The organism is Marinobacter sp. MBR-105, from assembly GCF_053628895.1.
Map to the genome: position 1 here is coordinate 371,422 of NZ_JBRJHG010000001.1, position 21,245 is coordinate 392,666.

Genomic DNA, 21,245 nt, shown 5'->3' on the forward strand with positions numbered 1-21,245 from the left:
GATGTCATAACTTGATCTTGATCATTGCAAAGGAATAATCGTTTCTCCATACTTGCCTCCGCATAATTCCCCATCCTGAACCCATTGGTAAGGCTATGAGCACAGTAAATGCAAACCTGACATACAACTATAAGGTGGTGAGACAATTCGCCATCATGACAGTGGTATGGGGTATTGTAGGTATGGCTCTGGGTGTGCTGATTGCAGCACAGCTGGTTTGGCCATCCCTCAACCTCGACCTGCCCTTTACTCACTTCGGTCGCTTGCGGCCGCTGCATACCAACGCCGTAATCTTCGGCTTTGGCGGAAGTGCCCTCTTCGCAACGTCCTACTACGTCGTTCAGCGGACCTGCCAGGCTCGTCTGATATCCGACGGATTGGCCGCGTTCACCTTCTGGGGCTGGCAAGCGATCATTGTAGCTGCTGCCATCACCCTGCCGATGGGCCTGACAACGTCCAAGGAATACGCCGAGCTGGAATGGCCGATTGACATCGCGATTGCGGTTGTCTGGGTCAGCTACGCCCTGGTGTTCTTCGGAACCGTGATGAAGCGTAGCACTCCGCACATCTACGTTGCCAACTGGTTCTACGGTGCGTTCATCATTACCGTTGCTGTACTGCATATCGGTAATAACATGGCGCTGCCGGCCACCGCCTTCAAGTCGTACTCCGCCTATGCGGGTGTTACCGATGCGATGATGCAGTGGTGGTACGGTCACAACGCGGTGGGCTTCTTCCTGACTGCCGGCTTCCTGGGCATGATGTACTACTTCGTTCCCAAGCAGGCCAACCGTCCGGTTTACTCCTATCGCCTGTCTATCGTGCACTTCTGGGCACTGATCGCCACATACGTCTGGGCCGGTGGTCACCACCTGCATTACTCCGCTCTGCCTGACTGGGCACAGACAGCAGGCATGGTAATGTCCCTGATTCTGCTGGCGCCGTCCTGGGGCGGTATGATCAACGGCATGATGACCCTGTCCGGCGCCTGGCACAAACTGCGCACTGACCCTATCCTGCGCTTCCTGGTGGTTTCTCTGTCCTTCTACGGTATGTCTACCTTCGAAGGCCCGATGATGTCTATCAAGACCGTCAACGCTCTGTCCCACAACACTGACTGGACCATCGGCCACGTGCACTCCGGCGCCCTGGGCTGGGTTGCCATGATCAGTATCGGTGCGGTTTACCACCTGATCCCGAAACTGTGGGGCATCCAGGCCATGTACAGCACTGCCCTGATCAACACTCACTTCTGGCTGGCTACCGTAGGCACCGTGCTTTACATCGCCGCCATGTGGGTGAATGGCATCATGCAAGGTCTGATGTGGCGTGCAGTGAACGAAGACGGCACCCTGACCTACAGCTTCGTGGAAGCGCTTGAAGCCTCCTACCCGGGCTACTTTGTACGCTTCATCGGTGGCGCGATCTTCCTGACCGGCATGCTGATCATGGCCTACAACGTGTACATGACCGTACGCCAGAAAGACGCCGTTGCAGAAGATAATGCTGCGGTTCAGGCGGCGTAAGGGAGAGAGACCAGATGAGACACGAAATAGTCGAAAAGAACCTTGGTCTGATGATCGTGCTGATCGTGCTGACCATCAGTGGCGGTTTCCTTGCGGAAGTGGTGCCCCTGTTCTTCCACAAAGAGGTGAACGAGCCGGTCGAAGGCCTGGAGCCTCTGTCCGCTCTGGAACTGGAAGGCCGGGACATTTACATCCGTGAAGGCTGCCACGTGTGCCATACCCAGCAGATCCGTCCGTTCCGGGCTGAGACTGAGCGTTATGGTCACTACTCCGTTGCGGGCGAGTTCGTTTATGACCGTCCGTTCCTGTGGGGTTCCAAGCGTACCGGGCCGGACCTGGCTCGTGTAGGTGGTCGTTACTCGGATGCCTGGCAGCGCCAGCACCTGTACGATCCGCGCAGCGTGGTACCCGAATCCAACATGCCTGCCTTCCCGTGGCTGTTCGAGAATCGTGTTGATCACGGTTCCATTGAGTCCCGGATGAAGACGCTGCAAACGCTCGGCGTGCCATACAGCGACGAACAGATTGCCAACGCAGCGAATGAGATCGAAGGCAAATTTGAAATCGAAGCGCTGGTCGCATACCTGCAGCAGTTGGGTACTGTGATTTCAGAGAAGCGGTGATCCCATGGATATTAATGAGTTACGCGGCATTCACACGCTGCTGGTAATGGCAGCGTTCTTCGGAATCGTCTGGTGGGCGTACAGCGCCCACCGCAAGAAGGCCAACGACGAGGCAGCACACCTCCCCTTCGATGACGACGAAGTCGAAAAGCGTACTCTCGAACAGGAAAAAACGGAGAAGAAACAATGAGTACCTTCTGGAGCATCTGGGTCAGTGTGATCGTGCTCGGTACCGTTTTCGGCTGCTGGTGGCTCCTCTGGGCCACCCGCAAGAGCCAGACAACCGATACTGAAACCGACCGGACAATGGGCCATTCCTTCGATGGCATTGAGGAGTATGACAACCCTCTGCCGAAATGGTGGTTCTACCTGTTCTTGGCAACCTGCATCTTCTCCCTTGGCTACCTGGCTCTGTACCCGGGCCTGGGTAACTTCAAGGGTCTGCTGGGATGGACATCCACCAACCAGTGGGAAGCGGAAGTGGCAGCTGCCGAAGAGAAATACGGCGAAATCTATGCCCAGTTCGGCGACACCGCCATTCCTGAACTGGCGCAGAACGACGACGCCATGAAGATCGGCCAGCGCCTGTTTGCCAACAACTGTTCGGTCTGTCACGGCACCGCCGCTCGCGGCCAGGTGGGCTTCCCCAACCTGACCGACGACGACTGGCTGTGGGGTGGTCAACCAGACCAGATCCTGCACAGCATTGCCCAGGGTCGTAACGGCAATATGCCTGCAAAGGGCGTCATGCCGAATATGACCAATGAGCAAGTCGATCAGGTGGTTAACTACGTGCTGAGCTTCAGTGGACGCGAAGAAGATGCCGAGGCGGCCAAAGCTGGCGCCCAGGTGTTCGCACAGGCCTGCGTTGCCTGCCACGGTCCGGAAGGCAAAGGTATGGAAGCCATGGGTGCGCCCAACCTGACCGACAATGTCTGGCTCTACGGTTCCACCTATGAGTGGATCAAGGAGACCGTGATGAACGGTCGCCAGAACCAGATGCCTGCACAAGGCGGTCGTCTGTCCGACGACCAGATTCAGATCCTGGCAGCGTACGTTTACAGCCTGTCTAACTGAATCCGACCCGGCCAGGCTCGCCCTGGCCCGGTCTTCTCAACCCTGTATCTGCGCCCGCGGGTACAGGCTTGAGAAGATCAGCTGACCCTCCGAGGCCCGCTCCCAGCTTTACCACTCACCGGGAGGTACCCATGAGCAACGAGATTCCGGTCAAACAGGTTGACCCGAACGGCGATTCCTCCAATAACAAGAAAAAGCCAGAAACCGTCGACCTGTACGCCAGTCGACAGAAAATCTACGTCAAGGAAGTCAAAGGCTTTTTCCAGCGAATCCGGAATGTCAGCTTGACCCTGCTTATGGGCATGTACTTTCTCTTCGTTTGGCTTACCCTGGACGGGCAGCCCCTGATCCACTTCGACTTGCCCGCCCGAGAATTTCACCTGTACGGCGTGACCTTCTTCCCGAAAGATTTCTTCCTGCTTTCGGGCATGCTGATCATTTCAGCATTTGGACTCTTTTTCATCACCACTCTGTTCGGTCGGGTCTGGTGTGGCTATACCTGCCCCCAGACTGTCTGGACCTTTATTTTCATGTGGATCGAGGAAAAGGTTGAGGGCAGCCGCAACAAGCGGATGAAACTGGATAAATCTCCGAACTCCAGAGAGAAACTTGCCAAAAAATCGATCAAACACGCGCTCTGGCTGTTTGTTGCGCTGGCGACTGGCGTCACCTTCGTTGGCTATTTCTACCCTATCCGCGAGCTGATCGTTGACCTGTTTACCTTACAGGCCAACGGCTGGGCCTATTTCTGGGTAGCCTTCTTTACCGTCGCCACCTATCTGAACGCCGGCTGGATGCGGGAGCAGGTGTGTCTGTACATGTGCCCGTACGCCCGCTTCCAATCCGTGATGTTTGACCCCAACACCCGTGTTGTTTCCTATGACCCCAACCGGGGCGAGCCACGCGGCAGCCGCAAGAAAGGCGTCGAACCCGCCGAAGTTGGCCTGGGCGACTGTATTGATTGCGGCCAGTGTGTTCAGGTCTGCCCCACCGGCATCGATATCCGTGACGGCCTCCAGTACGAGTGTATCGGCTGCGCCCTGTGTATCGACGCCTGCGATGAAGTTATGGAGAAAATGAACTATCCCAAGGGGCTGATTCGCTACACCACCGAGAACGAACTGGAGGGTAAAACTTCCAAACTGCTACGGCCGCGTACCTTTGGCTACGGCGCCGTGCTCATACTGATGATCAGCGCGGTGATCTTTACCATTGCCACCCGGGTTCCGGCCAAGATGGATGTACTGCGGGATCGCGGCGCCCTGTTCAGTTTTAACGGCGAAGGGCGGGTGGAAAACTCGTATACCGTCAAGATCCAGAACATGTCAGAAGTACCGCAAACCTTCAGCCTGTCTGTGGACGGCCTTGAAGACATGCGTATTCTGACAGACACCATGGTAACGGTGAGTAGTGGCGAGAACCTCTCCTTGCCCACGGTTGTTGATGTGCCACCGGAAGCGCTGGTGGATACCAATAACGACATTCGTTTCTACGCCGAGTCCCAACCGGATTCCTTGATTAAACTTGAAACTGAAAGCCGGTTTGTTGGTCCAAGGCCCCGCTAACAAGAGGGCCCGACAACCGGCTCTGAAGCCATAAACCGAGACAAGACCGTAATGACTGATAACGCAACACCTGCCCCCTGGTATCGCCAGCCGTGGTTCTGGTTCCTGACCATTTTTCCGCTGGCGTCGATCATGTGGGGAATCACTGCCCTGACAGTATCGTCCAGCATGGACAACTCGCTGGTAACCGACGACTACTCCAAACAGGGCCGTGGCATCAATATGTCCATTGCCCGTGATGAAAAGGCGGCCGATCTGAAGATGGCGGGTACGCTGAGCCTGAATGGTCGTTCTGCAACACTGGATCTGAGCACCGTGAATGGTGCCGCCGATTACCCGTATCTGGTGTTCAACCTGTATCACCCGACATTGTCTGGTCAGGATAAAACCATCCAGTTTACCCAGGTTGCTCCTGGTCAATACCGGGGCCAGCTCCTTGAGGATGTCAGTGGTCGCTGGTACTACGACCTTCAGGGGCCAGACAACGACTGGCGGGTAAAGGGTGAGGTAAGGCTTCCTTCCTCCACCCCTATACGCATTAACGCAGAAGGCGACGCCCAAGGGTGACCACCCTGAACTGCTTCCATTGCGGAGAACCAGCGGATGGCGAACCCCCGATCACCCTGGAACTGCAGGGACAGCAAAGGCATTTTTGTTGCCAGGGTTGCAAGGCTGTGTGTCAGACCATCCACCAGGAGGGTCTGACCGGTTTCTATGAGTTTCGCACCGAACCCGCCGTTACGCCAAGAGAGCTGACCCGGTCAGAACTCGATCGTATCCGGGAACTGGATCACTCCCTGGTCCAGCAAGCCTTTGTGGCACCAGTCAAGGCTGGCCAGGAGGCACAGCTGCTGATCGGCGGTATTACCTGCGCCGCCTGCATCTGGCTGCTTGAGAATCACATGAAGCAGCAGCCAGGCGTGCAGAGCTTTACCGTAAACCACACCACACAGCGGGCTCGCCTGGTCTGGGCATCGGACAAGGCACGTCTCAGCGACCTTCTGATTGCCATCCACGAACTTGGCTACACCGCCCGCCCCTATCAGGCAGACGAAGCCGAACAGGCGCTCAAGGCAGAGCACCGCTCGATGCTCATTCGTCTGGCGGTGGCCGGGATCGGTTCCTTCCAGAGCATGATGCTGGCCTTTCCCCTGTACTTTGAGCTGGTCAGTGATCTTTCCACAGATTTTGTGGATTTTTTCCGCTGGTTCAGTCTGCTGGTTGCCACGCCGGTGGTGTTCTACAGTGCTCGCCCATTCTTTACCAATGCCCGCCGGGACCTGCTCTCCCGTCATCTGACCATGGACGTACCGGTGGCCATCGCCATCGGGCTTGCCTACGGCGCAAGCGCCTGGATCACGTTGATCGGCGGCGAGGAAGTGTATTTTGAATCCGTATGTATGTTCACCTTCTTCCTGCTGCTGGGCAGATACATTGAAGTTCAGGCTCGCTATCGCGCCGGGCTGAGCGGTAATGCCCTTGCGGGCTTCCAGCCTTCTGTCGCGGCGCGGGTCCTGAACGGTGAGGCAGAAATCATCGCCATTCACCAGGTACAACCGGGTGATGTGATCCGGGTTCGACCAGGGGAAACGCTACCTGTGGATGGCAAAATCGTCTCGGGGGAGTCTACCCTGAACGAAGCCGCTCTCACCGGTGAATACCTTCCAGAAACCCGCAAGCCGGGCGACACCGTTCATGCCGGCAGCGTAAATGGGGAAAATCCGCTCGACATCCGCGTCACCCATGCCGGGGCCCAGACCCGGCTGTCCGGCATCTTGCGAGTTCTGGATCGCGTACAGTCCGAAAAGCCGCCGGTGGCCCGAATGGCCGATCGCATTGCGGGCAAGTTCGTTGGCCGCGTGCTGATACTGGCACCAGTGGTCTGGGCAGGCTGGTGGCTGGCCGGCGCCGACAACGCCTTCGATATCACGCTTTCCGTACTGGTGGTTACCTGCCCCTGCGCCCTGTCGCTGGCTACGCCAACGGCGATCACATCTGCCACGGTGCGCCTGAGAAAGCTTGGTTTCCTGCCTACTCGCGGTCACACCCTGGAATCCATGAACACCATCGATACCGTGGTGTTTGATAAAACCGGGACTCTGACCCGGGGAGAACTCAGCCTGACCGATCAATCGGTGTTCGGCAGTCTGGATCAGGACACCTGCATCCGGATCGCCGCAGGGCTGGAGAAGCATTCAGAACATCCGATTGCCAGGGTATTCCACGAGCAGCCTTCGCTAACCGTCAGCCAGGTGAGTAACCACCTGGGCGGTGGCTTGTCCGGGCTTTACCATGGCCGGGCGGTCTACATCGGGCACAAAGCCTTTGTCGCCGAGCACACGTCAGCAATTGCGCCAGAAGGTGAAGACGCCCAAGGCATGGAAATCTGGCTCGCGACAGACAAGGAATGGCTGGCACGCTTCCGGCTGGATGACAAGATACGGGAAGACGCGTCACAAGCCTTGCAAGCGTTACGGAAATCCGGAATCGAGACCTTGCTGCTTAGTGGGGATCGCTCCGGCCACGTACAACAGGTGGCTCATGCACTGGGCATTGACCGAGCCATTGGTGAAGCCTCACCGGAGCAGAAGCTGGAAGTACTGGAACAGCTTCGCGCGGACGGGCACCGGGTGATGATGGTGGGTGACGGATTGAATGACCTGCCCTCCATGGCCGGAGCCGGTATTTCAGTGGCTATGGGTACAGCGGCAGACCTGACTCAACTGAAAGCCGACGCGGTACTGCTGAATGGCCAGTTGAATTCCCTGGTCGCCGCGATTGAAACCAGCAAGCAAACCCGGAAAATCATCCGTCAGAATATGATCTGGGCGTTCGGCTACAATGTCTGCGCCCTGCCCCTGGCCGCAGCGGGCCTGGTGGCCCCCTGGCTTGCTGCCATCGGCATGTCCCTGAGCTCACTGATCGTTGTGCTGAACGCCTTACGACTCAGCCGGTCCAACAAGAGCACAGCGCATCCGGAGGCCACCCTTGGCGCACCGAAAGCAGCCTGATACCTTGGGCCATACACTTATGAACAGGAGGTTATCGTGCAGATTGTCATGATACTGGTTCCGCTTATGCTCATCCTAGTGGCGCTGGGCGTCCTTCTGTTTTCCTGGGCCGTCAAGAACGGGCAGTACGATGACATGGACGGCCCCGCTCATCGCATTCTCTACGACGATGACAAGGATATGATTCCCAAGGAAGCCCGCCGTAACGAGTCGAAACCTGACGGCCAGAAAGACGAAGCGGAGCAAACCGATAACGATACCGACAAGGGCTGACAGGATAGCGGATGCAGCCTGAACTCTATCTGAGCTACCCCAGTGCCTTCCTGATAGGACTGCTCGGCAGCACCCATTGTCTGGGCATGTGCGGTGGCATCAGTGCATCACTGTCCATGGCCTTGCCCGTCGGCCAGGGCTTCCGCTTTCGGCAGACCCTGCTATTGCTGGCATTCAACTTTGGCAGGATTGCCAGCTACGCCCTGATCGCAACCCTGATTGCCCTGCTCAGCACCAGCGCCGCCAGCCAGTGGCGAGGTGCCGGATTGGCCCTGATGACCCTGGCCGGATTGCTGCTGATCATGATGGGGCTGTCTATGGGGCAATGGTGGCAGGGTATTCGCTACGTTGAACGGGTGGGGGCGCCGGCATGGCGCTTCCTGTCGCCGCTTACCCGCAAATTGCTGCCGGTTCACAATGGCGGCCAGGCCCTTGCTCTCGGTGCCTTGTGGGGATGGCTGCCCTGCGGCCTTGTTTACAGCACACTGGGATGGGCGGCGCTCCAACCAACCGTCAGCAGCGCCGCTCTCACGATGATGTTCTTCGGACTTGGAACCCTGCCGTCGATGTTGGCGACGGGCTTCGCCGCCAACTGGATAAGAGGCCTGAAAAGCAACCAGAGCTTCCGCAAGCTCAGTGGCCTGCTGTTAATCCTGTTTGGCCTCTGGACGCTGCCTTTCCAGGCCCTGCTGAATCACTGACGATCAGAGATTCAGTACATCCAGCCGGCCAAAATCCTGCTGGGGCTCCGCGGTTTGAACGGCCTGACGCTTGCCGCCAAGACGCCGCCCTTCCCTGAAGTCATATAATTCCGGATCGGCCAGGTGCGACGGCTCGACATTGCAAAGGGCCCGGAACATGGTTTCCAGACGGCCAGGATGCTGTTTGTCCCAGGTCTGGAACATTTCCTTGATGACCTGTCGCTGAAGGTTTTCCTGGGAGCCGCATAGATTGCAGGGAATGATCGGAAATTCCCGAAGTGACGCGTAACGGGCAATATCCTTCTCCCGGGCATAGGCCAGAGGACGAATAACCGTATTGCGGCCATCGTCGCTGTGGAGCACCGGTGGCATGGATTTGAGTTTGCCGCCGTAGAACATGTTGAGGAACAGGGTTTCCAGCAAATCATCCCGGTGATGGCCCAGGGCAATCTTGGTTACACCATGCTCCTCGGCGAAATTGTAGAGGATGCCCCGTCTCAGACGTGAACACAGCCCGCAAGTGGTCTTCCCTTCAGGCACTTTTTCCTTAACAATACTGTAGGTGTCTTTCTCGATGATGTGATACTCGATACCCATCGACTCAAGATAGTCCGGCAGGACATGCTCGGGGAAACCCGGTTGTTTCTGGTCCAGGTTCACGGCAATCAGTTCGAAACGCACTGGCGCACTCTTCTGCAGATTGAGCAGAATATCGAGCATGGCGTAGGAGTCTTTGCCGCCGGACAGACAGCACATCACCTTGTCTCCGGCTTCAATCATCGAGAAATCAGCAATCGCCTGCCCAACTTCACGGCGCAGACGTTTCTGCAATTTGTTAAGCTCCAGTTTCTGGCGACGTTCGTAATCAGAAGCCGGTGTCTTCTCAGGGCTGGCAGTCATTGCTTCGGGCATTCGTTTTCACGCTCACAAGGTAAGTGAGCGGGCAATTATACGCGCCACAAACCATCAGGGACAGGATAGCAACATGGATATGTTGAAATTGACTTCACCACAAGCCACGGGCAAGCGCGCGCTCAACCGTATCCGAAATCGTCATGCCATTCTCAGGGCGGCCAGAGACTGTTTTCAGGAACACGGTTACGACAACACCACCATTCGGGACATTGTCCGCAGAACCGGTCTCGCCGCCGGCACCTTCTACAACTACTTTTCCAGCAAACAGGATATCTTCGCGGCCCTGCTCAGCGATTTCCTGACCTCGCTCAACAACGACATGAGCCAGCAGCGACAATCTGCATCCTCAACCCAGGAATTTGTCTACCGTGCCTATCTGGCGCTCTACAGTGCCACCGCGAAAGATCCGGTGGTGTATGAACTGGCCCATCAGAATCAGCGCGCCCTGAGAAACCTGTTCGGCTCAGATATTCTGGGCCTGACCATGCTGTCCCTTGAGGAAGACGTTCGCAACGCCATGACCCGTGGGCTGCTGCCGGCAGTCGATGCGGACTATCTTTGCGCCGCGTTTTTTGGCGTGGCCTACGACACCAGCATGCTGGTGGCCAGGCGGGCACACCAGAAGCCGGAACTCGCCCAGGACGAAGCCAGAACAGCGGCTGAGTTTTCCACCCAGCTGTTTGTGGGCGGCTTCCCGGCCCTGACCAGGCTTTCAAGCGAAGGCTGACTGGCATACCATGATGGCCATGACCATCTCCGCAGATAACCAGAGATTCGATGACTCACCCGAAGCCCGTGGTGAAGAGCGCAGCTGGCTACAGCAACAGGTCCAGCACCTGTTGGTTGCCGTGGAGCACGAGCTGCGGGCCGCAGGCCCAGCCGGGCTATCCGAGCTGGAGCTGATTCGGGCCTTGCAGGGCCAGCGCTGGAGCCTGATTGGCACCGTCGACTTTCACGAGCCCGATCGGCTGTACCCGGTGCACTTCCTGCTGTTCCACGTACTCTACCGTCTGCGCGATCAGATTGCCCTGGAGGGCGAGAGCCTGAATATCTCTCCGCTTCGGCTCAGTATCGGGCAAATGGTGACGCGCACCGAATCAACGGCACTGCCGGATTCTACCGACGCCCTGCGTGAGTTCTATCTGGATCTGTCACAGTACTTTCTCTCCGAAGCCGCCATTCAGGAAATGATGGACAACTTCTGGGCCGGCAACACCCTGTCCCGGCCCGAGCACTCGGAAGCCGCCGAGGCGGCCAGGACGCTGGGTTTCGATGAATTACCGGGGCAGTTCGCTACCGTCAAGAAGCGCTTCCGTAAACTCGTGATGCGTGCGCACCCGGACCGGGGCGGTGATACCGGAGAAATCCAACAACTGAATCAGGCCTTCTCGGTTCTGAAAGCCCATTACGCCTAAATCATCCTACGAGATCCCGTGTGTCAGGAAACAAGACCATGCTTCGAATAAACAAACTGATTGCGTATCCCCTGATCAGTGCCCTGTTGCTGGCCGGAACACAGGCTCAGGCCGACCTGGTGGTTCTGCAGTATCACCACGTGGATGACAGTACACCTCCGGCGACCAGCACGTCCCGATCATTGTTTGAGGCGCAGATGAACATGATCCGGGATCTTGACCTTGACGTGGTGCCGCTGGAAGCCGGCACCAGGGCGGCACTGGCCGGCGAACACCCTGACACCAATGAAGTGGCCATTACTTTCGATGATGCCTATGAATCCGTCCATACCTTTGCTGCGCCGGTACTGGACAGGCTCGGGCTTCCATACACTGTCTTCGTCAATACTGACGCAGTGGGCGCCAAGGGTTACATGACCTGGGAGCAACTCCGCACAATGGCAGACAACGAGCTGTCGACCATCGCCAATCACAGTACGGATCACGCTCACCTGGCACGCAGACGGGGTGAACCCGAAGAGGCATGGGAAAACCGGATTACCAGCAGCCTGGACGAGGCTCAGCAAGAGCTGAAGAACCGTCTTGGCGTGGAGGAACCTCTGTTCGCCTATCCCTACGGCGAATTCGATCAAGCCCTGGAACAGAAGCTCAGCGAGAGAGGCTGGCTTGGATACGGGCAACAATCGGGAGCTATCGGACAATACTCAGGTAAAACCCGTCTGCCCCGTTTCCCCATGGCCAATGCCTACGGCCAATTGGGCAGTCTGAAAGACAAACTGATGAGCAAGGCTTTTCCGGTACCGGCCAAAGACCTGCCCGACGGGGTGTTCGAGCAGAATCCGCCGCGTTTGAGGTTTACGCCCACCGATGCCATCAGCCCCTCCCGGCTTACCTGTTTCGCGTCCGGACTCGGTCGAATCAATTTTGAAGTGGTGGGAGATAGCATAGAGGTGCAGGCACCCAAAGCCATCAACAGCCGTCGGTTCCGATACAACTGTACCCATCCGGCGGGTAACGGCAGCTTCTACTGGCTGTCCCAGCAGTGGTTGAATCTGGACGCACCGGAAGACTGATGGTCGCCATCACTCCTCAAATGTCGTGATGCCAATTTCTCCGGTTTCAACGTGTGGAATCGCTTTGGGCGTGTCGCCCGCTTCCGTCACCGTTTGCCCAGCCAGGTCTTCCGGGCGGGTGAATACCACCAGCCAGCGCTCGCCCTGGCCGGGAAACGCCGGCACCCAGCTTTCCAGATACCCGCGACGGCGCCAGTTTTCCGGTTCGTAGTTCATAACCAGGTCCGTCACAATCCGCACGGGCTGAAAGTCCTTGTCGAGAAATGCCAGGCTTGGTACCAGCACGCCATTGTGGGCGTAGGAACGCAGCCGCATCACAAACCCGGGGACAAAGGTACTGGATGGCAGGGCAATCAGCCGATAGGGCGAATCACCCGTACTGAAACGGTGGCGGGGCGTGTCTTCCTCAAAATCAACACCAAACTCACGGCCTTCCTGCCACTGCAGGAAATCCCGGGCTGGCAGGGTCTGGCAACAGCTTTCGGCAAATACCCGGAAAAACGAATCCGTTTCCTCAATCCCCAGTATGGCAAAGGCGTCGGGATCATAGCCCTCAACCGGCGTATGGTCATCTACAGTGACCGGCAGGTATACGCTGGCATCGCTAAGCATGACCGGCGCCTGATCCGCCTGTTTCTGCTCTTCGGTTCGCATATCCGGGGTGTAATAGCTGACACGGACAATGCCGTCGGCATCACGCCATGTGAAATAGGGTTGCCGCTGGCCAGGCCGGATAAACCCTTTTTTCGCCAGCTCCTCACCATCCGGATAATTCTCGGTGGTGTATTCGAGGTTTTCTTCCAGCTTTGCGGCGGCGCCCCGGTCGCTGCCAGAGGTCGGCCGATAAGCCTCAGACCCGGTGGCTTCGCCTGAGATGGCGACGGACTTGGCATCCGGCTTACTTGGGGTAATGTCTTCGCGCTGGGCGTCGGGAATCCGGGAATAACGCACCCTGCCCTGCTCATCCACCCAGGAAAAGTAGCCTTCCCGCTCGGCAACGCCGCTGCTTCCGGTCTGGCAACCTGCCAGCAACACGAGCGCAAACATATAGCCCGGTAGGCCACGGTATCGGCCAAGTCCCATCACAACCCCCTGTCAGCCCTGCCAGGATCAGAATTTGGTTCGGAAACTCAAGCCTGCCATCACCACCCGCAGGGAAGTCTTGATGGTGAGGTCGGCATAGGGGTTATAGATGATGTTGGTGATGTTGTCGCAGTTCACGTTGCAACTGGTGTCGGCCGGAATGGTCTCAATCGATTGCAGATACGACAGGTTCATATCAATTTCCGTGTCCTTGTCCCACTTGTACCCCATGCCAATACTGTACAGGTTCGCGCCCCCGAATGGCGCCATAATCGAGCGCTGGTCGTCCGGAATAACCGAGTCCCGGATTTCCACCCCAGCCCGCAGATCCAGACGAGATGATGCATGGAACTCAACACCAAAAGCCCAGTTCCACTGGCTCTTGAAACCCAACGGCAAGCGCAGGGTATCCGAGGTGGCATTGTCCGGCGACAGAATGCGTGCCGCGTTCAGGAACTCGAGGTTACGATCAAACTGGAAATTGAAGGCATCCCACTGGGCAAAATCCGTCCAGCCCACATCCGCGTTCACGGTCAGCTTGGGATGAACATCCACGCTGATACCGGTCTGAAAATGTTGTGGGTAAACCAGATCCATACTGACATTGCCCGCCTCCCGCGGTGCACCTGAGGGCAGGCTCAGAATGGCTGATGATATGGCGCCCAGAATAGAGCCATTCACACTCTGCCAGAATCCGGACCAGTCATCGGTGTACTGTATCTCGAACTGCCCCTTGAGGTTCATGTCGGCTTCTGAGGTATAACTGGCCCCCCAGCGGAACCAGTCCGTCGGCTCCCACATAACGCCCAGGGCGTAGGTGGGTGAGATGGTTTCCTGCAGATTCAGGCTCATGGCCCCGATATCGTCCCAGGGGCCGACATTACCGCCGCACAACGCAAGCCAGGGCTGCAGGGGCTCGTCACCGCTTTCACAGTTAAAGGCATCCTGCAGAACCTCTGCCACCCCCATCAGCAGGTTTGGTGCCCGCATGTACTGGTCCGCTGCAAAGCCGAAATGCGAGAGATGAATGCCCGCACCCACAGACCATTCATCATTGATTTCATATCCAATGGTAGGTGACAGGTAGGTTGTCCGCTGGAGGGTGGCCGCCTGGGGCTGGTAGCGACCGGGGTCGTTTTTATCCCGGTAGAAGCCCGCCGCCATCGGCAGATAGAAAGCGTTGGCGAACGTCAGCTTCGACCCCGGCGGTTTTATACTGATGCCGGCTGACGGCGCAACGGCGGGGCCAGGGGGCATCCGAAGAATGCCGTAACCCGGCACATAAAGCGCCACGTTGTTGGTATGACTACTGCTGTTCGCAATCGGGTCGCGCTGCTCTCCGGTTAAAGGGTCCTTTTCGAGCCCGCTGATTCCGAATACCTCGTAGTCTTCATCTGCGTAGAAGTCGGCGTCGATATCCAGATAGATGCTGAGGAGGTTCACCTCAAGCTGGCGCCCGTCAAGTTTGGTCAGGCCTGCTGGATTGTAGTGAATGGCCATCAGTCCCGGGGGATCTGCTGTAACGGCGTTACCCAGTGCCAGCGCCTTCGGGTGTATCGTCAGGTTCTGCGTCATCTGTGCCTGGGCCCCGCAGGAAACGCCTGCGACCATGGCGGCGGCCAGAAGATGTCGCTTGTGACTAGCTTGTCCCATGAAATCCTTCCCCTTCCCTTGAAACGTCCTCGATTTCAATCACTCTTTGAGGCCAGAGAAATTGATGGGCAGGGATACACCCAGGGAGAAGTCCGGCGCGTCCTCCGTCAAACCGATCCCGAGGCTGGTATTCACAATGGTCATATCGCTGAGACGGGTGCCCAGCGACATACTGAGGAAGCCAGTCATCTGGTCCTGGGCCACGGCCTGGTCACCGTTGGAGAAGGTCAGCACCGTCTCGTCGCTGTAGCTGAGCTGGCCAGACACACTGAGAGAGATGTCATAGGAAAGGGAATAGGCAAAACCCAGAGAACCGGACAAGCCGAACCCTGGTTCCACCTCCTGCAGCAGCCGGGCGCCCCGAACCTGTTCCAGACCGTCGACCGTGAGGTTGTAGGTTGCGCTGACCGAGCCAAAGACCACCACCGGGTCCAGTACCTTCGACATACTCAGGCCACCGCCCACGGAGTAATAGCCACTGCCGGTGGACAACTGCTCGTTGATGTCGATTTCGTAGGGACTGACGCCGGTTTTACTGTTCAGGGTGCCAAAGAAGGTGGTCGACATCTTGCCAGGCACATAGGCAAACGGCTGCCAACGTCCGGTGAAGGAGATATCGCCGAAGTCGTAAACGTTCAGCTCGTCCTGGGTGTCGTACTTCACTACCAGTGGAACACGGGTGCCGATGGTCAGGTTATCCAGTAACCCGTAATCGTAGGAAAAGGCGTTTGTGAAGTTATGGGTGGCCGATGGAACAACGTCCAGATTACGCACCGAGCCGTTCGATATCGCCAGATCCAGCCGTTGGTCGCCGGTATAGGAATAATCGAACGAATAGTTCAGGGAGTGGGTGCCCTTCTTCTGCAGTGAGTAGTTCTTTTCGGCAGCCTGGAACACTTCCTCCAGCTGTTTGGTAGAATCCTCATCCCCTTCCTGACGCGCCAGTGCTTCCCGCGCCTGATCCACATTCCCTTCCTGAGCCATGGCCATGCCCGGAAGCAGACCAGCCGCGGAAACAAGGATAAAACCTCGCACAAACCAACGATTCATCCTGACTCCCTACTTTTTTTTGTTTTATTCCTGCCCGATCAAACAACCGGGAAAATTAATGACGACGGTAATGGAGCTGTTTGCGGGTATTTTCCACGCTACCGTCCGGATTGTTCTTCTGGCGTTCCAGCAAGTTCTGAATGCGTCTCTCCGTTGACTCGTGGAACGCTGGAATCTGCTGCATGGCCAGCAGAGTCATTGTCTGGTCATCCACAAAGCGCAGGTCTTCCTCTTTCAACTCAAGGTTATCCAGGGGTTTGTCGCTGCCCGGGAAGACAATGAACAGTACGTTGTCGTCCCACTTCTCCTGAAACTGCGCCACGGTGAAGGAAATATTGCCAACCGCCGGGTCTGCAAGGTAAACACGCCCGTCCCGGATGGTTCTCAGCACCACAAAGTGCTTGAAACCGGCGTGATCAATGGGAACGATTGCCGGATGGTCCAACTCCATCAGGTCCTCGATTTCTGCCTTGAAACCGCCAGAGGGATAGCCAAGGGCTGTGACCAGCCGCTTCATATCAAGCATGGAAAAAGCGCGGCGCTCAACGATGCGCTCGCTCTCACCGTAGTGCAGCAAACCTTCCATCACCTGGCGTTCGGTCAGAGACCGGCCAACATAGAAGTTGAGTACCGTGGTCAGGGCTGCGCTGCCGCAACTGTAGTCGTACGCCTGACGAACGATATTGCGGAATTTCTGCTCTACCAGGGGTTCGACCCGGGTGTCCCATCGAAGCTCGACAGGGCTGGCATCCACCTTCTGCTCCAGAACAATCGTGCCACGATCGAATGGCTCGACCTCGGTGGCTTCCTGCACCATGGTGAACGTGAGAATGGATCCGGCCAGCACCAGCAGCATTTTGGAAAGTCCCTGTTTTTATTAGACGTGCAACTTATCGGGTTACATGTTGTTACCGTACGATACCGAAATCGCAACTGGCTTAAAGATAACTGTGCCTCAAATCTGTCGCTGCAGAAGGGGCCTCCGGGAACCGGTATGAGAACTGGTTCAAGACCGGAGGCAAAGCCATGAAGTGGCGGGGAGCATCAGAGCGAGAACACCAGCCCCAGCAACCCGTATGTGATGAGAGTGACGACCACAATGCCCATCAGATTCAGGGCAAAACCCGCTTTGATCATGTCCGAAATCTGCATGTGGCCGCTGGAGAAGACAATCGCGTTAGGCGGCGTGGCCACCGGCATCATGAAGGCGCAGCTGGCTGCAATCGCGGCGGGAACCGTCAGTAGCAACGGAGAGACGTCCTGCGCCATGGCCAGAGCTCCCAGCAATGGCAGGAAGGCGGCGGCAGTAGCGGTATTGCTGGTGACTTCGGTCAGGAAGATAATTACAGAAGCCACAATTACCATCATGACGATGGTTGGCAATACACCAGCCACGCCCAGACTGCCGGCGATCCATTCCGCAAGACCGGAGCTGCTGATTACCCCCGCCATCGCCAGGCCACCGCCGAAGAGCAACAGTACTCCCCAGGGCAATTTGTTGGCGGAATCCCAATCCAGCACAAACGTGCCTTGACGGACATCTACCGGGATAAGGAACATGGCGATCGCTGCCGCGATCGCGATGCCGGTATCACTCAACCAGGGCATCAGACTGGCAGACAACAGCGGGCGAAAAATCCACGCCGTTGCCGTGATGACAAATACCACGGCCACCAAACGCTCTCCCCGGCTCATGACTCCGAGTTTGGCCAGTTCATCTCGGATCATCTGCCCGCTGTCCGATGCCTGACCAATCCCGAAATCCCTCCGGGTCAACCACCACCAGGTCAGCACCAGCATTACCAGAGTGATCGGAATCCCCAGTACCATCCACTGGGCAAAGCCTACCGAGATGCCCTGGTTTTCACTCAGATAGGCCGCCAGCAAAGCATTGGGCGGGGTCCCGATCAGAGTCGCAATACCACCAATGCTTGCAGAGTAGGCGATGGCCAAAAGCAGCGCTGTTGCATACTTCCGAACACCCTCCGGGTTCGAGTTGTCCATCATAGCTACCACGGACAAGCCAATGGGCAACATCATGATGGCGGTTGCGGTATTACTCACCCACATGCTCAAAAAAGCCGTCGCCAGCATGAAGCCGGCAATCTGTCGCTTGGGCTGATCGCCCATGGCTTTGAGCGTCAGCAAGGCAATACGCCGATGAAGATTCCATCGCTGCATCGCCAGGCCCAGGGTAAACCCACCAAGAAACAGGAAGATGATCGGATTGGCATAAGGTGCCGTGGCCTGTCCTATGGTGCCGAGACCAAGCGCCGGCACCAGAACAATGGGCAACAGGGCTGTGGCCGGAATCGGTATCGCCTCGGTGGACCACCAGGTCGCCATCAACAGCATCAGCCCCAACGCCGCCCAGGCATCAGCGCCCATGGAGCCCGGTGCAGGCAAGACCAGCGTTGCCACGAGGAACGCCGCCCCCAGAATCAGGCCGATTACCTGACTCTTCGGCAGCCCGGAACGGGATCCGTCGTTGCGTTGCACTTCAGCCATTGTTCATCCTGTAGCTTTGTGTTGAGGTTGTCAGTCTGCCGCGCAATCTACACAAACCGTGGTATATGGCAATACCTGAAGCCGCCTGGGGTCAATGTCATTACCGCACTGCTCGCACTCGTCGCCGATTCCCTGATCAATCCGCTCAAGGGCGTGATCAATCTGCTGGAGTTCCGCCCGCGTTTCCGCTTCCAGGGAATCCACTACCTCATCGTTCTGGGTCTGGCTCGCCTGCTCTTCGAAATCCTTTTCCAATGCACCCGCTTCCCGGCGCTGATGCGCCTGGTAGCGGGACAGCCTGGCTTCAAGGTCTGCTTTCAGGGTTTCCAGCTCGGATTTTCGGTTTGCCATCGGATGTCTCCCGGATCTATCTGTTATCAGATTAACTATAGACTAGGAGATAGGGTGAAAGCCGGTTTGACGCCTGTCAAAATCATGTCATCGAAGCTGAGCTAAACTACCTGTTCCGACAATCACTACAAAGGAGTTGTAACGAATGAATCAGGATATGATCAACAAGGCCAACCGCCTCAACGAAACCCTTTTCACCCAGTTCAGCAAGGCCGCCGAGATGCAGATGGATGCGTTTCGTCGTTATGCCGATGTTGCCATGGACCAGGCTCGAAAAGTCGCCGAAGTTCGCGATCTGGATGGGCTGAAGCAACTGACCACCGACCAGGCTGAGACCCTCAAATCCCTGAGCGACCAGTTCACCCAGGACTGGAAAGCCTGGCAGGATTACTTCAGCGAAACCCGTGATCAGGTGCAGAAGGTCTTCGAACAGGAATCGAGCGAACCAGCCAAAGAGAAAGCACCAGCCGCCAAGGCCAGCGGTTCCAAATCGGCAGCCTGACAAGCAACACCAAAACCGGTCGGAATGGCACTCATTCCGGCCGTTTTTTTTATTCAGAGGCAGGAGAGCCCCATGTTCGGTCTGGATTTCGTGAGCAAAACCGCCACCCATCTGGTGAAGACCTTTGAGGACAACGTCCGCCAGGGCCAGCAACAGCTGGAAAAGTGGCTCGGTGACACCGGCATGATGGAGGACACCAAACTCTCCACACTGAGCGAAATCTCGGACGCCTACCGGACCATGGCCGAGGATCTGCTGCTACACCCGCTGCGGTTCGCCAGTGCTGAAATTGATCTTGCCCGCAAACACCTGGGGCTGGCTCGCTATACCCTGACCAGAATTACCGGCAAACCGATGGAACCGGTTGCCGAGCCAGATCCAGACGACCGGCGCTTCATGGCGGAGGACTGGCACAAGCATCTGTCCTTCGATGTGCTCCAACAGGCCTATCTGATCAACTCCCGAGCCTTTCTGAACTGGGTTGAAGGCATGGAGGGTCTGCCCGGCCCGGGTCGTGACCAGATGCTGTTCTACGCCCGCCAGCTGACGAGCGCGCTATCGCCATCCAACTACCCGCTGACCAATCCCGAGGTTCTGCGGATAACCTGGGAACGCAAGGGCATGAACCTGGTGGACGGCGCCCGCAACCTGGTAGACGATCTACGGCAGAACCCGAACCTGTTCAACGTCGCCATGACCGACCGTTCAGCCTTTGAGGTGGGCGGCAACCTGGCAACAACACCTGGCAAAGTGGTGTACCAGAATGAACTGATGCAATTGATCCAGTACTCGCCAACAACAGACACCGTGGCCCAGCGCCCGCTTCTGATCGTTCCTCCCTGGATCAACAAGTACTACATTCTCGACCTCACCGAACGCAATTCCTTCATTCGCTGGCTGGTAGACCAGGGCCAGACGGTGTTTGTGATTTCCTGGCGGAATCCCGGGCCAGCCCAGAAAAACAGGGGCTGGGACGACTACATGGAGTTAGGCCCGCTGGCTGCCATTGATGCCGTCACTGAAGCGACCGGCGAGCAACAGATGAATGCCATCGGCTACTGCATTGGCGGCACCCTGCTCGGAACCACGATGGCCTGGCTGGCGAAAAAGCAACGTAACCCGATCGTCAGCACCACCTATCTGACCACCCTGCTGGATTTTTCAGACCCTGGCGGCATCGGCGTTTTCATTAACGATCACTCAATCCGCGGCATCGAACGCACCATGGAGCGCAAAGGCTATCTGGATGGCCGGGCCATGGCCTTTACCTTCAATCTGCTGCGGGAAAACGATCTGTTCTGGTCGTACTGGACCAACAACTATCTCAAAGGCCTGAAACCCAAAGCGTTCGACCTGCTGTACTGGAATACCGACGGCACCAACCTCCCCGCCAGAATGCACAGCTACTACCTTCGGGAAATGTACCTGCATAACCGGCTGGTGCAGCCGGATGCCCTGACGATTGCGGGTGAAAGCATTGATCTTTCCGCCATCAGGGTACCTTCCTTCTTCCTTTCCGCCCGCCAGGACCATATCGCTAAATGGAAAACGACTTATCGGGGCGCCGGGGTTTACGGCGGCGATGTGCGATTCGTTCTGTCCGGTTCCGGCCATATTGCCGGGGTCATTAATCCCCCTTACAAGGAAAAATACGGGTACTGGACCAATAACCAATTGCCAGGCTCGCCGGATGACTGGTTTGATAGCGCAGAACATCACCCTGGATCCTGGTGGCCACACTGGCGTGAATGGCTGGCGACATTCGAGGGAGAGCAAGTTCAGCCCCGTCAGCCCGGGGAAGGCCCGCTTGAGGCGATTGAGGACGCGCCTGGAAGCTACGTAAAAGTTAAGGCATCGGAAGCCGGGGGTTGATAGACTTCAATATAAATGAGCGAAGGTTCACTTTTACCGAATTCTTC

The 21,245-nt window shown here is 57.1% G+C and carries 21 protein-coding genes; 14 read left to right on the top strand and 7 right to left on the bottom strand.

All coding sequences use genetic code 11. From position 1 onward, the window contains the following. Positions 1-95 precede the first annotated feature (95 nt). The 9 genes from ccoN (at position 96) to ACSSVV_RS01830 (ending at position 8,776) form a co-directional block, all read left to right on the top strand. Positions 96-1,526 (top strand): cytochrome-c oxidase, cbb3-type subunit I, encoded by a 1,431-nt coding sequence (gene ccoN / locus ACSSVV_RS01790; RefSeq protein WP_454105468.1) that lies wholly within the window; start codon positions 96-98, stop codon positions 1,524-1,526. Positions 1,527-1,540: 14 nt separating this feature from the next. After that, a complete protein-coding gene (gene ccoO / locus ACSSVV_RS01795; RefSeq protein WP_011785265.1) occupies positions 1,541-2,149 on the top strand; it encodes a cytochrome-c oxidase, cbb3-type subunit II in 609 nt (202 codons plus the stop codon). 4 nt (positions 2,150-2,153) lie between these two features. Continuing rightward, positions 2,154-2,339, top strand: coding sequence for a CcoQ/FixQ family Cbb3-type cytochrome c oxidase assembly chaperone (locus ACSSVV_RS01800; protein ID WP_011785266.1), 186 nt, complete (start codon positions 2,154-2,156; stop codon positions 2,337-2,339). Then, a complete protein-coding gene (ccoP, locus tag ACSSVV_RS01805; protein ID WP_023009982.1) occupies positions 2,336-3,226 on the top strand; it encodes a cytochrome-c oxidase, cbb3-type subunit III in 891 nt (296 codons plus the stop codon). The genes ACSSVV_RS01800 and ccoP overlap by 4 nt, the downstream gene beginning before the upstream one ends. A gap of 131 nt (positions 3,227-3,357) precedes the next feature. Next, positions 3,358-4,791, top strand: a complete 1,434-nt coding sequence (ccoG, locus tag ACSSVV_RS01810; RefSeq protein ID WP_023009981.1) for a cytochrome c oxidase accessory protein CcoG — start codon at positions 3,358-3,360, stop codon at positions 4,789-4,791. 51 nt (positions 4,792-4,842) lie between these two features. Then, positions 4,843-5,358: a FixH family protein gene (locus ACSSVV_RS01815; protein ID WP_014421197.1), complete on the top strand. Its 516-nt coding sequence runs from the start codon at positions 4,843-4,845 to the stop codon at positions 5,356-5,358. Further along, entirely contained in the window at positions 5,355-7,802 is a 2,448-nt protein-coding gene (locus ACSSVV_RS01820; protein WP_454105469.1) for a heavy metal translocating P-type ATPase, read from the top strand. Before ACSSVV_RS01815 ends, ACSSVV_RS01820 begins: the two co-directional genes overlap by 4 nt. Positions 7,803-7,838: 36 nt before the next feature. Beyond that, positions 7,839-8,075 carry a cbb3-type cytochrome oxidase assembly protein CcoS gene (ccoS, locus tag ACSSVV_RS01825; protein WP_454105470.1) on the top strand — a complete coding sequence of 79 codons (237 nt, stop codon included), beginning with the start codon at positions 7,839-7,841 and terminating at the stop codon, positions 8,073-8,075. Positions 8,076-8,086: 11 nt separating this feature from the next. After that, the gene (locus ACSSVV_RS01830) at positions 8,087-8,776 is read left to right on the top strand and encodes a sulfite exporter TauE/SafE family protein (RefSeq protein WP_454105471.1); all 690 of its coding nucleotides are present in this window, start codon (positions 8,087-8,089) and stop codon (positions 8,774-8,776) included. Between the two features lie 3 nt (positions 8,777-8,779). Here the strand turns inward: ACSSVV_RS01830 and ttcA are convergent, their stop codons facing one another. Next, on the bottom strand, positions 8,780-9,688 hold the full coding sequence (gene ttcA / locus ACSSVV_RS01835) for a tRNA 2-thiocytidine(32) synthetase TtcA (protein WP_011785273.1): 909 nt from the start codon (positions 9,686-9,688) through the stop codon (positions 8,780-8,782). A 73-nt stretch (positions 9,689-9,761) separates the two neighbouring features. Between ttcA and ACSSVV_RS01840 the strand changes: the two genes are divergently transcribed. Genes ACSSVV_RS01840 through ACSSVV_RS01850 form a run of 3 tightly spaced genes read left to right on the top strand, consistent with a single transcriptional unit; the run spans position 9,762 to position 12,179 of the window. After that, positions 9,762-10,418, top strand: a complete 657-nt coding sequence (locus ACSSVV_RS01840; RefSeq protein ID WP_011785274.1) for a TetR/AcrR family transcriptional regulator — start codon at positions 9,762-9,764, stop codon at positions 10,416-10,418. Positions 10,419-10,437: 19 nt separating this feature from the next. After that, positions 10,438-11,106 carry a DNA-J related domain-containing protein gene (locus tag ACSSVV_RS01845; RefSeq protein ID WP_227501065.1) on the top strand — a complete coding sequence of 223 codons (669 nt, stop codon included), beginning with the start codon at positions 10,438-10,440 and terminating at the stop codon, positions 11,104-11,106. Between the two features lie 38 nt (positions 11,107-11,144). Further along, a complete protein-coding gene (locus ACSSVV_RS01850; RefSeq protein WP_011785276.1) occupies positions 11,145-12,179 on the top strand; it encodes a polysaccharide deacetylase family protein in 1,035 nt (344 codons plus the stop codon). 9 nt (positions 12,180-12,188) lie between these two features. Here ACSSVV_RS01850 and ACSSVV_RS01855 read toward each other — a convergent pair whose 3' ends face one another. The 6 genes from ACSSVV_RS01855 to ACSSVV_RS01880 all read right to left on the bottom strand — a co-directional run bounded on the left by ACSSVV_RS01855 (position 12,189) and on the right by ACSSVV_RS01880 (position 18,824). Continuing rightward, a complete protein-coding gene (locus ACSSVV_RS01855; protein WP_454105472.1) occupies positions 12,189-13,262 on the bottom strand; it encodes a MalM family protein in 1,074 nt (357 codons plus the stop codon). A 27-nt stretch (positions 13,263-13,289) separates the two neighbouring features. Next, positions 13,290-14,915, bottom strand: coding sequence for an OmpP1/FadL family transporter (locus ACSSVV_RS01860; protein ID WP_141066863.1), 1,626 nt, complete (start codon positions 14,913-14,915; stop codon positions 13,290-13,292). 39 nt (positions 14,916-14,954) lie between these two features. Further along, positions 14,955-15,965: a hypothetical protein gene (locus tag ACSSVV_RS01865; protein WP_011785279.1), complete on the bottom strand. Its 1,011-nt coding sequence runs from the start codon at positions 15,963-15,965 to the stop codon at positions 14,955-14,957. Positions 15,966-16,020: 55 nt separating this feature from the next. Beyond that, on the bottom strand, positions 16,021-16,821 hold the full coding sequence (locus ACSSVV_RS01870; RefSeq protein WP_011785280.1) for a C39 family peptidase: 801 nt from the start codon (positions 16,819-16,821) through the stop codon (positions 16,021-16,023). A gap of 188 nt (positions 16,822-17,009) precedes the next feature. Further along, positions 17,010-18,473 (bottom strand): SLC13 family permease, encoded by a 1,464-nt coding sequence (locus ACSSVV_RS01875; RefSeq protein ID WP_454105473.1) that lies wholly within the window; start codon positions 18,471-18,473, stop codon positions 17,010-17,012. 30 nt (positions 18,474-18,503) lie between these two features. After that, entirely contained in the window at positions 18,504-18,824 is a 321-nt protein-coding gene (locus tag ACSSVV_RS01880) for a TraR/DksA family transcriptional regulator (RefSeq protein WP_113879042.1), read from the bottom strand. Positions 18,825-18,969: 145 nt separating this feature from the next. On the opposite strand from ACSSVV_RS01880, the gene ACSSVV_RS01885 reads away from it, so the two are divergent. After that, positions 18,970-19,326: a phasin family protein gene (locus ACSSVV_RS01885; RefSeq protein ID WP_454105474.1), complete on the top strand. Its 357-nt coding sequence runs from the start codon at positions 18,970-18,972 to the stop codon at positions 19,324-19,326. A gap of 72 nt (positions 19,327-19,398) precedes the next feature. Beyond that, entirely contained in the window at positions 19,399-21,198 is a 1,800-nt protein-coding gene (locus ACSSVV_RS01890) for a PHA/PHB synthase family protein (protein ID WP_454105475.1), read from the top strand. Positions 21,199-21,245: the final 47 nt, after the last annotated feature.

What these genes read in the sequence shown, in the direction of transcription:
- ACSSVV_RS01880 (WP_113879042.1), bottom strand. Translation starts at nt 18,824, where the DNA reads ATGGCAAACCGAAAATCCGAGCTGGAAACCCTGAAAGCAGACCTTGAA.
- ACSSVV_RS01840 (WP_011785274.1), top strand. Translation starts at nt 9,762, where the DNA reads ATGGATATGTTGAAATTGACTTCACCACAAGCCACGGGCAAGCGCGCG.
- ACSSVV_RS01855 (WP_454105472.1), bottom strand. Translation starts at nt 13,262, where the DNA reads ATGGGACTTGGCCGATACCGTGGCCTACCGGGCTATATGTTTGCGCTC.
- ACSSVV_RS01890 (WP_454105475.1), top strand. Translation starts at nt 19,399, where the DNA reads ATGTTCGGTCTGGATTTCGTGAGCAAAACCGCCACCCATCTGGTGAAG.
- ACSSVV_RS01870 (WP_011785280.1), bottom strand. Translation starts at nt 16,821, where the DNA reads ATGCTGCTGGTGCTGGCCGGATCCATTCTCACGTTCACCATGGTGCAG.
- ACSSVV_RS01830 (WP_454105471.1), top strand. Translation starts at nt 8,087, where the DNA reads ATGCAGCCTGAACTCTATCTGAGCTACCCCAGTGCCTTCCTGATAGGA.
- ccoG (WP_023009981.1), top strand. Translation starts at nt 3,358, where the DNA reads ATGAGCAACGAGATTCCGGTCAAACAGGTTGACCCGAACGGCGATTCC.
- ccoP (WP_023009982.1), top strand. Translation starts at nt 2,336, where the DNA reads ATGAGTACCTTCTGGAGCATCTGGGTCAGTGTGATCGTGCTCGGTACC.
- ACSSVV_RS01845 (WP_227501065.1), top strand. Translation starts at nt 10,438, where the DNA reads ATGACCATCTCCGCAGATAACCAGAGATTCGATGACTCACCCGAAGCC.
- ACSSVV_RS01850 (WP_011785276.1), top strand. Translation starts at nt 11,145, where the DNA reads ATGCTTCGAATAAACAAACTGATTGCGTATCCCCTGATCAGTGCCCTG.
- ACSSVV_RS01865 (WP_011785279.1), bottom strand. Translation starts at nt 15,965, where the DNA reads ATGAATCGTTGGTTTGTGCGAGGTTTTATCCTTGTTTCCGCGGCTGGT.
- ccoN (WP_454105468.1), top strand. Translation starts at nt 96, where the DNA reads ATGAGCACAGTAAATGCAAACCTGACATACAACTATAAGGTGGTGAGA.
- ACSSVV_RS01815 (WP_014421197.1), top strand. Translation starts at nt 4,843, where the DNA reads ATGACTGATAACGCAACACCTGCCCCCTGGTATCGCCAGCCGTGGTTC.
- ttcA (WP_011785273.1), bottom strand. Translation starts at nt 9,688, where the DNA reads ATGCCCGAAGCAATGACTGCCAGCCCTGAGAAGACACCGGCTTCTGAT.
- ACSSVV_RS01875 (WP_454105473.1), bottom strand. Translation starts at nt 18,473, where the DNA reads ATGGCTGAAGTGCAACGCAACGACGGATCCCGTTCCGGGCTGCCGAAG.
- ACSSVV_RS01800 (WP_011785266.1), top strand. Translation starts at nt 2,154, where the DNA reads ATGGATATTAATGAGTTACGCGGCATTCACACGCTGCTGGTAATGGCA.
- ACSSVV_RS01860 (WP_141066863.1), bottom strand. Translation starts at nt 14,915, where the DNA reads ATGGGACAAGCTAGTCACAAGCGACATCTTCTGGCCGCCGCCATGGTC.
- ACSSVV_RS01885 (WP_454105474.1), top strand. Translation starts at nt 18,970, where the DNA reads ATGAATCAGGATATGATCAACAAGGCCAACCGCCTCAACGAAACCCTT.
- ccoO (WP_011785265.1), top strand. Translation starts at nt 1,541, where the DNA reads ATGAGACACGAAATAGTCGAAAAGAACCTTGGTCTGATGATCGTGCTG.